Here is a 15,360-nt window from a genome sequence, read left to right as displayed (position 1 = left end):
CAAAAACTACTTTAAATATGAAAAATCTACTTCTAATATTCGTATTTACATTTTCTATTTTTTCGATAAAAGCCCAGGAAGCCATAAAAGACACAACAAAAGTATGGACCAAAAAAGGCAATATGTCTTTATTACTAAGTCAGTCCACTTACAACAAACAATGGCTTGGTGGCGGTACCTCAAACGTTGCCGGAAATTTTGGTTTAAACTACGACTTTAATTATAAAAAAGGAGGTGTGGTCTGGGACAACAAATTTATTCTGGCCTATGGATTAAGCAAAATTAAAGGAGCCGAAAGAACCGCTAAAACTGATGACCGTATCGAATTAAATTCGCTTTGGGGTAAAGAATCAGGGACTAAAAACTGGTACTATTCCATGTATTTTAACTTTAAATCTCAAATGGATACTGGTCTTGACAGAAACAATGTAAAAATATCCCATTTTTTCTCTCCTGCTTATTTTCAATTTGGACCTGGTTTCTTATGGAAAAAAGACAATAATTTAAGTGTCAATTTTGCTCCGGCTGCCGGAAAATTAATCCTGGTTCACAAACATTTTACCGAATTTGGTCCTTCTTTTGGAGTTTTACAAGGAGACAATAGCCGTTTTGAATTTGGAGCCAGCATTTCCGCCTATTACAAATTAGTTGCTGTTACCAATGTTAGCATCGAAAACCGATTGAATTTATATTCGAACTATTTAGAAGATCCACAAAATGTTGATATCGATTACCAAATGAATGTGGTAATGAAAATCAACAAATACCTATCGGCAAACATTGCTTTGCAAACCATTTACGATGACAACTCTATAAAAGCCGTTCAGGTAAAAGAAGTTTTTGGATTGGGTATCAACTACCTTTTCTAGTTTTAATCTAATCTCATAAAAAACTCCTTTTGAAATTTTAAAAGGATTTTTTTATGTTATTTCCTGCATCATTATTACCCAATATTTAAGAGTTTTCAAAAAGACTAATCATGCGTAAAACTATTAGATTATACATGCACCATAGATCCTTTTAGTGAATAAGCAATAAACAGTACATCTTTTTTTGTTTGCTCATCAATATTATGTTTATCCAGTGCTTTCATAATATCGTCTACTGCATTCATATATTCACCCTGACTAATGTTCATTCCTTTATGGGCAGTAGTCATATCTTTTCCGGCATACTCTTCGGGACCTCCGCTTCCAGCTGCTAAAAAATTAATCAGGTGTTGTCTGACTTCAGCGAAATGTTGAGGATCATCCTTCAAAGGTAAAAATCTGGCCTTTACAGCCGGATTAGACATATGCAGTTCTACTATATCATCTACGATGGCCTCAATACCTTTATGGCCTCCTAGTCTTTCATAAAGACTTTTCGAATTTTGATTTGCTTCCATTTTAATTTATGTTTTAGTTAAACAGTACAATTGGAAATTAAGATTTTTCTATTGTTACAATTCTTTTATAGAGACTTTATTTGATAATAGACGATTAAAATACTTTGATAATTTCGCCATCCGGACGCACTAGAAGCTTTTTAATTTCTTTATCTTTTTTAATTCTTAAACTATAGTGATTTTCAGTAATATTTCCATTTGATTGCTTATATAACAATTTATCACTTATGATTCTCCATTGAGGAAAGGCTTTATGAACAGAAAGCATCACTCTGTAAGGAGGTATTACATCTCTATAGTTCTCAACTACATGAGTTAATTTTCCTTTTTCGTTATAAGTGGCTGCTAAAGAACCTTTTTTTAATTTCATAACTAAAAGATATTCTTCAAATCCTTCGTAATCTTTCCCAACTTGATAAGCAACAAATTTTTCTTGAATTTTTCTAACACTTCCGTCAGGATTATTATCGTGAATATAAGTCGAAAAATCTTTTTCAGCCTTACTTATTACGATTTCAGGTAACTTATTTATCTCTAGATTCCCATCTTCCTTAAGGGGTTCATCCTGTGAGTAAGAAGTGTAGGCAAAACCAAAAAACAACAAAATAATAATTAGTGATTTCATGATATTCAGTTTTAAATTAATAATAAATTTCTGCAATTTTATATGTATAATATTTTATACCGATTGTAGGTTTATTATATGTTTAAAATATTTAATACCAATAATTTAACACCTTTGTTTATTGTTGATTTGAAGAAGTTACGAATGTCTTAAAACGATTAAATTTAGTTAATTTTTTCAAGCATTATAGTTAATTTTTTCAAAATAAAACAGATATACAAATACTTTTAAACGTTAAAAATGAACAATAAAAAATCCCTCCTGAAAACTCAAAAGGGATTTAGTGTACTTTATAGTTTGAAAAAACTATTCTTTTTCTTCTTTTTCAATCGCATCCTTGTAATCAGGATACAGGAATTTATTGTATGGAAAACGAGTAATATGAATTTGACGTACAGCTTCATAAACTCTTTCTCTAAATTCTTCGAAATTTTCTTTATTGGTAGCCGAAATAAACAAAGCATTTTGCTCGCCTACACGACTCATCCAGGTCGATTTCCACTCTTCAAGTGTATAATGTTTGGTGGTTTTTTCGGTCATTAAATCATCTTCGTCAATGGTCAGATGTCTGTAAGCATCAATTTTATTAAAGACCATAATTACCGGTTTATCACCCGCTTTGATGTCTAATAAAATTTGATTCACCGAAGCAATGTGATCTTCAAAATCAGGATGCGAAATATCAACCACATGTAACAACAAATCGGCTTCACGAACCTCATCAAGCGTACTTTTGAACGAATCAACCAATTGTGTTGGTAATTTTCGAATAAAACCTACAGTATCCGAAAGCAAGAACGGCAAATTCTTAATAACCACTTTTCTAACAGTAGTATCCAGCGTAGCAAAAAGTTTATTTTCGACAAAAACATCACTTTTCCCAATAGCATTCATCAAAGTTGATTTTCCAACATTGGTATAACCCACTAAAGCCACACGAACCATAGCCCCACGATTGCTTCGTTGCACGCCCATCTGTTTATCGATAGTTTTAATTTTTTCTCTCAATAACGAAATTCGGTCACGCACAATACGACGGTCGGTCTCAATCTCAGTTTCTCCGGGACCACGCATCCCGATTCCCCCTTTTTGTCGCTCAAGGTGTGTCCACAATCCTGAAAGACGGGGTAATAAATAAATACATTGCGCAAGTTCAACCTGGGTTCTTGCATAAGAAGTTTCAGCTCTTTGGGCAAAAATATCCAGGATCAAATTGGTTCTATCCAAAATTTTACAATCAATAATTTTGGAAATATTTTTTTGTTGTGAAGGCGTTAATTCGTCATCAAATATAATAGTCGAAATTCCGTTTTCTTTTACATAATGATGAATCTCGTCTATTTTCCCGGTTCCTAGAAAAGTTTTAGGATTGGGTTTATCCATTTTTTGTGAAAAACGTTTCACCACCTGGCCACCTGCCGTAAAAGTTAAAAACTCTAATTCGTCAAGATACTCCGTGAGTTTTTCTTCACTCTGACTTTGAGTAACAATACCAACGATGGCTGTTTTTTCAAAATTTATTACTTCTTTTTCTAACATATCATATAATAAGCTGCAAATTTAATGATTTGCTGAATAGAAATGTGATTTATAATACCTAAACAATCAGCTTAGACTATAAATGACAAAAGAAAATTTTAGTTTACCGAAATCAATTTCACCTCAAAAATCAGTACAGAACCACCAGGAATACTTCCATAATCATTTCCTCCATATCCTAACTTAGCAGGAATAACAAGTAAAGCACTACCACCTTCTTTTAAGTATGAAATTCCTTCTGTCCAGCCTTTAACCACTTGACTTAAACCAAAAGAAATTCCTTTTTCGTCACTTTGATCAAATACTTTTCCATCCATAAAATAACCTTTGTAAGCAACAGTTACATTAGAAGCAGGAGTGGCTTGCTTTCCCGTTCCAGGATTATTGATTACATAATATAAACCTGACTCGCTTTTAGTTCCTTTTAATCCTTTTTTAGCAACGTACTCTTCAACTTGCTTCTCATTTTTAGTAACATACGGAATCTCGCTTGGCGCTTCGCTGCTATTGATTTTATTTTCTTTTTTACAAGAAATAAAAAGAGTCATAATCAATAGTGCCGATAATAAATTTTTCATGGTAAATTATTTTTTAAAGAAGCCAAATATAGTAAAATCAAGCTTTTATTTTAAAAAATTATCTGTCCTAAGAAAAAAAAACATCATTAGCCAAATTTGCATAAAAACCAAGCCTCCCCTTAAATAACGAATCCTTAAACCCAAAATAGGCAAATTCAATACAGCTTATTTTCTTACAGCAAACACAACTGACCTGTATTAATTTCAGCACAGTACAAGATACTACAGGATACTGATTTACACTTGCCTAATTAAATTTACCCCTGACTATTAACCAATAACCAAAACCATTTATGAATAGAAAAACTACTTTTTCTTATCATCGACTGTACCTTACAATCAGCTTGTCGATGTGTTTTTTTCTGTTCAATTGTCTGTCGTCCTTTGCCCAGCAATGGACGATACTAGGCAATGAACAAGCGATCTCTTCAGTTAGTTCCTCTTACACCAGCATTGCGGTGGTAAAAATTGGTTCTAATTTTATCCCTTATGTTGCGTTTACAGAAAGTGGAGTACCAAAAGTAAAAAGACGTTTAACCGACGGAACTTGGGAGCAAGTCGGTGCAAACCTTGCTACTAGTGCTTCTTATACTAAAATTTACGCTAACTCAATTGGCGAACTGTTCGTTACTTACATCGATCTTTCGGCAGGTTCTAAATTAGCCTTAAAAAAGTATGATTATGTTACAGGAACCTGGAATGCTTTGAACGAAGACAACGCTAACCTGTATGTTTCTACAGGAAACGCTAACGGTATGAGTGTCGTAAGCCAATATAGTTCAACACAACGTTGTTCTATAGCATTTGATTCATTCAACACTCCTTACATTGCTTTTAGTGAGTCAGGGATGCTACCTTATGTTAAAAAATTCAATGGAACCTCATGGGAAACTGTTGGTTCTGGTGCCGTTCCGGGAGGATTTGGTGCATCAGTTGGCTTAGCAATTGATGCAAATGACAAACCCTGGTTAACTTACTTAAGCTTAGCTGCGGCTAACTCCACTACAGGTACAGTTGCACTTTATGGATACAATGGTACTGCCTGGACTGCAGTTACTATTCCAACGCCTATGTCAGGCCGCCATACAAACATTGCAATTAAAGATGCTAATACGCTTTGTATTGCCTATTTCAATACTGGTAATACTAATAGAGCAACCGCTATTTTATACAACAAATCAACCAATACCTGGGGAACTGCAACTACTCTTGCCAACAGAGACTCTCCTAATATTAGCTTAATCAATGATAATGCAGGCAATATATATTGTTCTTTTATTGATTATACCGCTACTACAAACGTATTTCCAACCCGAGTTCGTTTTCTCGCAGCAGGCAGCACAACATGGACTGAGTTAAAAGATCCTACTGTTCTCAGAGGTATTGACGAACCTACAGGCTGGCCTTCAATTGCCATAGGAAATGCTCCTTACCCTTATGTAGTTTATACCAAAGCAAATTCTAGTGCTGTAACGACTCCTGTCGCCAGGATGTACACTCCACCACCGCCGCCTGCTGAACTTACTACTAACAATGTAACTAATATAAGCACTACAACAGCTGTAGCCGGAGGTAATATCACTTCAGATGGAGGAGCAGCAATAACCCAAAGAGGGGTTGTTTATAATAACTCCAATTCAAGTCCTACTACCGCAGATGCCAAAGTTGTAGCTACTACTACAGGCTCGGGTTCTTTTTCTGTAACTCTTAGCGGACTTACTCCGGGAACTTTTTATTATGCTAGGGCTTATGCAATTAATAGCGCTGGTACATCTTATGGAAATACAGTAAGAATAAGTACTTTACAAGTGCCCGATGCTGTAGTTACAACTCCTAAACAGGTAGAATTCCTAACAAGAGGTCTTGTAGCCATACAAAAAACGAGTAGTTCAGTATTTCTAAGTTGGCGTTTACTGGGTAATGACCCTTCAAACATTGCATTTAACGTTTATCGCAACGGAGTAAAAGTTAATGCGTCTCCTATCACTACCTCTACTAATTACACAGATGCCACTACTACTCCAAACAATAATTATAGTATTACTACAATTATAAACGGAGTTGAAAGTGAACAAACTGCTCCAACAACAGTATGGGCTTTGAACACTTTTAATAGTGCTCGTAATAACAAATTATCTATTCCTATTCAGATGCCGGCTGGAGGTACTTTACCTGATGGACAAAGCTATACCTATACAGCTAACGATGCTTCGGTAGGTGATGTAGATGGAGATGGTACTTATGAAATTATTTTAAAATGGGATCCTACCATTGTGAATGACAATGCCGGTGGTTATAGCGGAAAACAAATTTTCGATTGCTACAGGCTGGACGGAACAAGACTTTGGCGTATTGACTTAGGAATCAACGTAAACGCCGGACCGCATTACAACCAGTTCATGGTATACGACTTTGACGGAGACGGAAAAGCCGAAATGATTTTAAAAACTGCCGACGGTACCGTTGACGGCGCAGGAACTGTAATTGGTAATGCTTCAGTTGACTATCGTAATTCTGCTGGTTGGGTACAACAAGGTCCTGAATTCCTAACGGTTTTTAACGGATTAACTGGTGCCGCTATGTCAACTATAACTTATCAACCTGCCCGCGACAACACCGCTGACTGGGGAGATACTTATGGAAACCGTCAGGATCGTTTTGTATCGGCTGTTGCCTATCTTGATGGTGCCAGACCAAGCTTAATTGTGGGTCGTGGTTATTACAATAGATTAACACGTGCAGCCTATAATTGGAGAAATGGACAGCTTACTATGCTATGGAAATTCGACAGTAAAGACCCTACTCATCCAGAATACAATTCTTATTCAGGTCAGGGTAATCATCAAATGACAATAGGTGACGTTGACGGAGATGGCAAAGACGAAATCATCAATGGTTCAAGTGCCATAAACGATGACGGAAAACCACTTTGGACTTATGGAATGGGACATGGAGATGCCTTACACATGACCGATATGGATTTAGACCGTCCTGGGCAGGAAATCTGGATTAATCTGGAATCTCCAGGTTCTTATGATGGTTTGGGTTTAAGACAGTATGATGCCAAAACCGGACAAACTAATTGGGGAATTCCAACTACTGGCGACGTAGGTCGTTCTATGGCTGCCGACATTGATCCTTATTTTAAAGGTTATGAAATGTGGGGTTCTTCAGGTGATAGTACTTATGATGTAAAAGGAAATGCTATCAGTGCCAACAAACCAACTTACAATTTTGGAATTTGGTGGGATGGCGATTTGGGTCGTGAATTATTAGATGGTAACGTCATGGACAAATGGAATCCTACCACAAAAGCACAAGGTCGTTTGTTTACTATTTATCAGGCTTATCCTGTTTCATCTAACAACAGTACCAAGAAGAATCCTTGCTTACAGGCAGATATTTTAGGTGACTGGAGAGAAGAAATAATATTCCGTAAATCAGACAATACAGAACTTGTAATTTTTACGACAGACACACCTACTACCTATCGTATCCCAACATTGATGCACGATCCACAATATCGTACAGCAGTTGCCTGGCAGAATTCAGCTTACAACCAACCTCCTAATACAAGTTATTATATTGGGTATGACATGGATGTGAACAATATCCCTACAGCAAAAATTGCAGTGGTTGACGTTGTTGCTCCAAAAGTTACAACTATCAACAGACTTACACCGGGATCTGCAAAAAACAATGCAACAACTGTTACTTATCGTGTTACTTTTTCTGAAGATGTGAGCGGAGTTGATGTTGCTGATTTTGCATTAAATACAACTGGAAACGTAGCTGGAACTATTGCATCAGTAAGTCCTGTTACTAATGCTTCATTTGATGTAACTGTAAACAACATTAGTGGCGATGGTACACTTCGCTTAGATGTAAATAACAGCGGTACCGGAATTGTTGATGGAGCAAACAATGCTTTGGCAGAAGGCTTTACAAATGGTGAAATCTATACCTTCGACCATACAAATCCAACGCTAACTATTGCAACTATTAGCTCAAACAATGCTAATCCTGTTTTTGCAAAAGAAGGAGACACAGTTACATTAAACTTTGAAGCTTCTGAAATCATAACTAATTTAGAAGCAACAATTGCAGGACATGCTGTTACAACAACTAATCTTGGAAGCAATAAATTTAGTGCTACTTACCAATTGACAAATACGGATACTGAAGGTACAATTCCGTTTGCTATCCAATTCAAAGACGAAGTAGGAAACACTGGAATCCCAGTTAGTGTTGCTACTGATGCAAAAACAATTGTATTCGACCGCACAGCACCAACATTGTCATCGGCTATATTATCGTCTAATAATAGTAATCCTGCTTACGCAAAAGAAGGAGATATTGTTACTTTGAACTTTGCCACATCAGAAGAAATTGAAACTCCAACGGTAACAATTGCCGGACATGCTGTTACAGCAACCGATCTTGGAAGTAATAAATACAGTGCAACTTACCAATTGACAAATACGGATACTGAAGGTTTAGTTGACCATACAATTAACTTTAGTGATGCTGCTGGTAACACAGGTTCTGGTGTTGCAAATACAAGCAATCGTATTACTTATGATCGTACAATTCCGGCTATCACTGCTCCGGCTGATCTTAGCATCAATGCCGATAATGGAAGTTGTCAAGCAACAAACGTGGCTTTAGGTACTGCATCAACAAGCGATACTAATACAGTTGAAACAACAAATGATGCACCTGGCATTTTCCCTATAGGAACTACAACTGTTAGCTGGACAACTAAAGATACAGCTGGTAACAGTCAAACAGCAACTCAAAAAGTAGTTGTAACAGATTCGCAGAAACCTTCAATTACTGAACCATTGTCACAATCATTCTGCTATAACGGAAGTACTTATAGCATTCCAACATTATCCGCTACGGACAATTGTGGTATTAGTTCTATTAGCTACACCATAAGCGGAGCTACTTCAAGAAACGGTAATGGCAATGATGCAAGCGGAAACTTTAATGTAGGTGTTTCTACAATTACATGGACAGTTTCGGACATTCATAACAATCAATCAACGATTAGTAACACTGTTACTGTTAACGCTCCAGTTTCTGTAACAATTAATGATGTTTATGCATTAAACCAAACTACCGATAACAAGAATACCTTATACATTGGCTACGGACCGTCGTCATTAAAACTGACAGCAAAACCTAATGGTGGTTCAGGCGCATTTGGTTTCAAATGGAACACAGGAGAAACAACATCTTCTATTAATGCAAGTACAGCAGGAACTTACAGCGTAGTTGTTACTGATGCTCAAGGTTGTACTGTAACCACTTCAACAGCTATTAACGTAATAGATGTAAGCTGTGGCAACAACAAAGATAAGGTGATGATTTGTCACAATGGAACTTCCATTTGCGTAGCTTCATCAGCTGTTCAATCACATCTGAATCATGGTGATAATATAGGGACTTGCGGAACATATAGTAAAGTAGCAAAATCGGCTATTCTTAATGAAAACAGCACAACTGAAACCGGAATGAAGGTTTATCCTAATCCTACTTCGGGCGAATTCACAATAGAGATCAACAGTTTGAAAACAGGAAAAGCGACAATAAATATTGTAACTTTAAATGGGCAAATTGTAGAACAACGTGATGTTGTATTATCAGAAGGAACCCAATCCTTTTCTTTTAATATCATCGGAAAAGCATCTGGAGTATACTTAATAAAAGTAAGCGGTATCGATGGTGTGAATACACAAAATTTGATACTTCAAAATTAATTATTAATTTAGCAATCAGGCGGCTCGTAATATAAGTTTACGAGCCGCTTTTTTAATAAAAATAATGAAAAACATATCTCCTATCTTAGTTTTTATCATCGCTTTTTTTGTGTCTTCATTCACAAAATCTGGTGAATTACTGGCTCATGTTGACAAAATGCTCTATCTAAAAGGTAAAATAGAAGATAAATCTATTATCATAAAAATTAAGTGCTACGACGAATCTACTGTTCGTTATATGAATTACTATTTTGAAGACGATAAAATAGATCACTATCTGGAGGGAAATCTTATTGGAAATGCCTGGCAATTCAATTCAATTGACAATCAAAATGCGGAAATAAATTTAGTCATCAAGGAAGATAAAAACGGGATTTGGAAAGGATTTTGGCGCGAAGGTTCCAATAAAAAAATAGATCTTATTCTCAATCCTATATTTGCTAATCCTGATTCAAAATATTATTCCTATTCCCAATCTAAAGAATTAGATCTTTATGATGCTTATAAAATTTCTATAGTAGATTTAACCAAAACAAAAACCGAGAAAGTTTCTAAAAATTTTACTCTGGACTGGTACTTAGAAAAGCAATCCGGAATTGCTTTTTTTAGATTACACAATGAAAATAAAAAAACAAGTTGTGACAGTATAAATAATGTTTTGGAGACCTTACAATTATCTCTTATTCAGGACTATTATCGTTTTAACCCAAACAGAAACGGCTTAAACATTGAATCGGAAATACTGTATCTAAACGAAAATTTAATCAGTTTCAAAATTATTTCAAATACAACTTTTAAAACACAAAATCCCGTAAAAGTACAGCAACTGCTTTGCTTAAAGCTCCAAAATGGTCAACAAATAGATTTAGAAAGCATAGTTTGGTTTGATGAAAAAAATCCCAAACCAGAAGCAAATGATGTTTCACAAACTTATGAATATCGAAAAAAAGTTTTTGCTCCTAAGGTCTTTTCGATATTAAACGAACTTTACCCACAACAAATGCAAACCAGCGATTGTAATTTAAATAAAGAAACTACCTGGGCTATTCCTAATTTTATTCTTACCGAAAAAGGGATTCAGTTTAGTTTTTCTAATTCAGCTAATTGCAGTTTAATGGACTGGGCAATCATCCCTTATGAAAAACTAGCATCTTTTCTTGAAAAAAAATACCAACTGCACTAATCCCCATAAATTTGCACATCGTCTATTTGAAAAGTACCGTCTAAAGCCAGGTCTTTTCCTGAACCGATGTATTTAAAAGCAATATTTATCTTCCCTGTATAAATTGACAAATCAATAGCTCCTGAACCTATAAACTCATTCCAGGGCGTAGCCTGAGTCGGAATCTTCGCCGAAACCCGAGTCCAGCTTGCTGTATTAATATGCAGTCCGTCAAAATTAGTGGAGATATAAACTTCGAGTGTATTTAACGGCGAATCCACATCCAGATGATCCTGGGCAGTTCTAAACGAAAGACTCTCATTAGTATGCGTATTCATATCGATTTTTGGCGAAATCAGCCATACAATATTCGACGCTACCTTAGTTCCCGTTATCGCAAATTCGGCATAACCGTTACCCGAAGAAATTCCGCCTTTCCAAACAATTGCTCCCGCTTCAATAATATTACTCCAGCCAGGCAAACTCAAATTTGTCCCATCAGAAACCGTTTGAAAATCTTCAACAAAAAAAGGAATATTTCGTTTTCCTATCATACTAACATCAGTTTCTTTTCTGGAAACCAACTGATAATCGGTGTCGTATTTAGTCAGTACTCCTCGCACTTTTCCACTTCCATTAGGCACCATACTTTTTGAAAAATCGGCAAAACTACTGGTTCTAAAAATCATCTGATTGCCGTTTTTGTCAACCAAATTCCAATTTGTCGCTCCGCCCACATCATTCGCTTCTTCATAATAATGACGTCCGATGGCTGGTTCTGTAAACTGCACATTCGACAATTCAATCAGCGTATTTAAATGACTATCGTTAATTTCGCCTAAACCAATCGACCGAACCAATTGCTCTTCTTTTACATTGGTACAGGAAGCATTCAAAACCTTTTTATAATCATTTTGCGAAAGTCGCCCTACTCCGCCCTGATTAAAAGCATTTACATACAAAGCACCAATTCGTAAACCACCATAATACAAATCGGTATACTGATTTTTCAATTTTACATAGACTTTATTCCCCACCCGATAATCAACATACAAATTTGTGGCATCTATGGGAACACTAAACCCAACCGAAGGAGTTGTAGCTGTAGCCAGGGTTTGAAACGAAATGCTTTTAAAAAAATTACCATTTTCATCACTCGAAACCACATAGGCTTCTATCACATCATCATAAGGATATTGAGCGACAATTTCGGCTGCAGTTTTCTTAATTTCAGCTACTGTTTTGTTCACCGCAATATCAGGCTGATTACAAATGAGTTTCGGAATCTCCGTTTCATTATTGGCACAAGCTCCAAAAACAACGAAGGATATTATCATTAAAAAAAATTGAAAAGTATAGTTTTTCATAACAGCTAAAATTTTAAATTAGAAACTGAAATAGAGATTCACAAAAAAAGTCCTGCCATAACCATAAAAATATTTGTTCCCAAAGGAAGGCGTTCCGCTGGAAACATCCTGATTAAGTTGCCTGAAATTAGCATTCCGGGCTTGCTCATAGCCACCTGTTTTGTATTTACAGTCAAGCAGATTATTAATGCTCGTAAAAAGTCCGAAAGTTTTGTTTTTGAATCGCCAGGATTTCCCGCCAATTAAATTGAGTAAAATCATGGGATCAAACTTTTCCTGTTTTAATAATTCGGCTGCTCTTTCTTCAGTAGCTTCCGGAAAAGGAAATCCGCTGGCAGGATTAATATAAAATCGATTGGTTCTGGAAATGGGCGAAACATCAATATAATTCTCTGCCAAATAATTGACATTCGTTCCTAGCCACCAATATTTTGGATCGCGATATTCCAAACCCAAACTATACGCCTGTTGCGGCATTCCCGCCTGTTTGTAATTTTTTAAAAGTGCGGTGCCAAAATCAAAGGACGGATTGGTATTTTCTATTGAAGCCACCGCATCATTATTGATGCTTACATTCGGATTGCTGTCAAAAGTAAATTTTCCATAAGCTGCTGAAAAACTCGTTTTGAGAGTTGGATTTATTTGGTATTCAAAACTGAATTCGGCTCCTATATTCTTCTTATCCAAATGCGTTAAAGTCTGACTCACAAAAGCATTGGTATTGGTATAACCTGCTTCATTATCAAAAATTCCTTCGGCATAAAAAAAGCTGATTTTAGTAGCATCTTTAATCTTCGAATAATAGGCTGTCAACCTTGTTTGGAGTTTTGGAGTACGAAAAACATAAGTCGCATCAAGACTGTTGAGCGTTTCACTTTGCAAACCATCAACTATGGTATTGTTCAATCGAGCATTCGAAAAACTATTTCTCAAATTAGGTGCCTTAGTCAAATGAGCTGCATTCAAATTCAAGGATTGTCTTCCCGAAATTTTAAAAATCATTCCGCCTTTGAAACCGAAATTCTCAAAGTTCAATTTTTGGCTTTTGCCAAAAGAAATCGTCGGATAAATTCCGTTTTTATACAAACCATTTCGTTGATAATTAGTTCTGGAAAAAGATTGTGCCAGATAAAAATCGATTTTATTATATGAAAATTTAAACTGGGTGAAAGCTTCTAAAACTGCTGCCGAGAGCCTGTAATTGTAACCATAAGCATCGCCCACCTTGACTTGGCGATTTGGATTGTTTAAATCGGATTGCGCCTGAGTACCACTGTAAAATCCATCAATGTCTTCAAAAAAAGCACCTCCCAATAAATCCAACAACTTTTGATAATTATGCGATTTCAAATCGCGAAAGGAAATTCCAGAATTCACAATCAAATTTTCAGAAATCTGAGAATTAAAGTTAGAATTGACACCAATTGTTTGATCATCATTCCTATCTTCATACAATACATAATGACTTTGAGCAGCTTCATAACCAATGATATTCGAATTGGCATCTACTACAGGATTCTGATTCGCCCGATACATAACTTCCCAATCGATTTGAGGATTTGCCAAAAATGCCAGTCTGTTTTTTTCAGCGTTATCATAATCAGGAGTAAATTCTCCTGAGAATTCTCCATTATCAGCAGCGTACATCGAACTGTAATAACTCGGCAATTTTCTAAAATAGGTTGGATCAGGACTATTAGCATTTTGATAATCAATAGTACTGTTTCCTATTTTCCCAAACTGATACAACACTGCCGAATTCAGATTAGTATGATCGTTTATTTTAAAATAATGATTCAGCATTAGGATAGGTTCTTCAACGGTTTTTACACGGGCATTTCTCTTTTCTCCATTTTGATAACCCCAATAAGAATTATAAATTTCACTGGTTAAATGAGTCACTTCAGTAGTATTAGGCGAATTTTTCCCGCGTTCGTTTGGTGTATAAAATCCCGTAATATTAATCGAATGCTGGTCGTTTAATTTCTTTTCGATACTTAGAAAAAGAGAATTCGCATCATAAGTAGTGCCTTCAAAATAGCCTTCCTGAGCATAGCGTTTTCCTGCCGAAATAACGTAAGCCCAACCCAAATTGCTCATTCCCGAAGCATAAGTCGCCATGATACGACCAGTATAATTAGTATTGGTTACTGAAAATGTGATTCGACTTCCTTTTCGATAAATAGAGGCTCGCGTATTAATTTCCTGAGTCCCAAGAATCCCTCCAAAAGTATAATCCGAAGGAGTGGTTCCTATGGAAAATTCCTGATTTCGTGTAGCATCATTGAGTCCGCCCCAGTTGTTCCAATTGGGTCTGCCGTCATATAATTTGTTCATGATGACGCCGTTAATCATCGTACTGGCATTTTCACTATCCAAACCACGGATTCTAAAACGGGCTTGTCCCCAATTGAAAGCGGCAGCTTGCTGAAAAGCATCTCTGGAAGATTGCAATAATCCCGAAGTATTTTCGGAACTGCTGTTGTCATCGGTTAAATCGTCTTCAAAAAGTTGGATTACGGCTGCCTGTTGGTCAGCAACCTGATCTAATTCCAGCAAAATAGTTCCTAAATCTATTACTAAAGTATTTTTCAAACTTACCGGAAACAAAGCATCTTTGTAGCCCTGACTGTGAAAAAGCACTAAATAATCAGCTGCCGGAATGGATTCAAAAACAACAATTCCATCAGAATTAGTAAGCTTCGTAAAATTGGTATTCTGAATAGAAACCACAGCAGCAACTAGTGGTTTTAGCGTTTTGGCATCTAAAACCCTGGCTGAAATTCGAGCTTGATTTTGTGCCAAGATGCAATTCATTGGCACCATACCGAAAAGTACAACAAGAAAATATTTCATAAGCCAAAAAAATTAACCGTAAATATCCTTTGTTGAAAAAAAGAACATCACGTTATCATACAACTTGAAAAATCTGATTTC

General features: G+C 36.1%; 9 protein-coding genes. 3 read left to right on the top strand and 6 right to left on the bottom strand.

Going from position 1 to position 15,360, the window contains the following annotated elements; genetic code table 11:
- The first annotated feature begins 17 nt into the window (after positions 1-17).
- Complete coding sequence (locus tag EOD40_RS02795) at positions 18-869, top strand: DUF3078 domain-containing protein (RefSeq protein WP_128193368.1); 852 nt, start codon at positions 18-20, stop codon at positions 867-869.
- 128 nt (positions 870-997) lie between these two features.
- Here EOD40_RS02795 and EOD40_RS02790 read toward each other — a convergent pair whose 3' ends face one another.
- From EOD40_RS02790 to EOD40_RS02775, 4 genes are all read right to left on the bottom strand, one after another.
- Positions 998-1,387, bottom strand: a complete 390-nt coding sequence (locus EOD40_RS02790) for a group I truncated hemoglobin (protein ID WP_128193367.1) — start codon at positions 1,385-1,387, stop codon at positions 998-1,000.
- A 94-nt stretch (positions 1,388-1,481) separates the two neighbouring features.
- Positions 1,482-2,012: a hypothetical protein gene (locus EOD40_RS02785; protein ID WP_128193366.1), complete on the bottom strand. Its 531-nt coding sequence runs from the start codon at positions 2,010-2,012 to the stop codon at positions 1,482-1,484.
- A 306-nt stretch (positions 2,013-2,318) separates the two neighbouring features.
- Complete coding sequence (gene hflX / locus EOD40_RS02780; RefSeq protein ID WP_128193365.1) at positions 2,319-3,551, bottom strand: GTPase HflX; 1,233 nt, start codon at positions 3,549-3,551, stop codon at positions 2,319-2,321.
- Between the two features lie 98 nt (positions 3,552-3,649).
- The gene (locus EOD40_RS02775) at positions 3,650-4,129 is read right to left on the bottom strand and encodes an FKBP-type peptidyl-prolyl cis-trans isomerase (protein ID WP_128193364.1); all 480 of its coding nucleotides are present in this window, start codon (positions 4,127-4,129) and stop codon (positions 3,650-3,652) included.
- 293 nt (positions 4,130-4,422) lie between these two features.
- Here EOD40_RS02775 and EOD40_RS02770 point away from each other — a divergent pair, with 293 nt between their 5' ends.
- Together EOD40_RS02770 and EOD40_RS02765 are read left to right on the top strand one after the other, a co-directional pair.
- Positions 4,423-9,894 (top strand): rhamnogalacturonan lyase family protein, encoded by a 5,472-nt coding sequence (locus EOD40_RS02770; protein ID WP_128193363.1) that lies wholly within the window; start codon positions 4,423-4,425, stop codon positions 9,892-9,894.
- Between the two features lie 64 nt (positions 9,895-9,958).
- Entirely contained in the window at positions 9,959-11,077 is a 1,119-nt protein-coding gene (locus tag EOD40_RS02765; RefSeq protein ID WP_128193362.1) for a hypothetical protein, read from the top strand.
- On the opposite strand, the gene EOD40_RS02760 is transcribed toward EOD40_RS02765, so the two are convergent.
- The gene (locus EOD40_RS02760) at positions 11,074-12,393 is read right to left on the bottom strand and encodes a DUF5689 domain-containing protein (RefSeq protein WP_231129566.1); all 1,320 of its coding nucleotides are present in this window, start codon (positions 12,391-12,393) and stop codon (positions 11,074-11,076) included. The two genes, EOD40_RS02765 and EOD40_RS02760, sit on opposite strands and share 4 nt — an antisense overlap.
- A gap of 48 nt (positions 12,394-12,441) precedes the next feature.
- Entirely contained in the window at positions 12,442-15,279 is a 2,838-nt protein-coding gene (locus EOD40_RS02755; protein ID WP_128193360.1) for a TonB-dependent receptor, read from the bottom strand.
- Positions 15,280-15,360 lie beyond the last annotated feature (81 nt).

Source organism: Flavobacterium sufflavum (assembly GCF_004016525.1).
Taxonomy (GTDB): domain Bacteria; phylum Bacteroidota; class Bacteroidia; order Flavobacteriales; family Flavobacteriaceae; genus Flavobacterium; species Flavobacterium sufflavum.
Note: the sequence above shows the minus strand (reverse complement) of the source record. Positions and strands in the feature narration are given on the sequence as shown.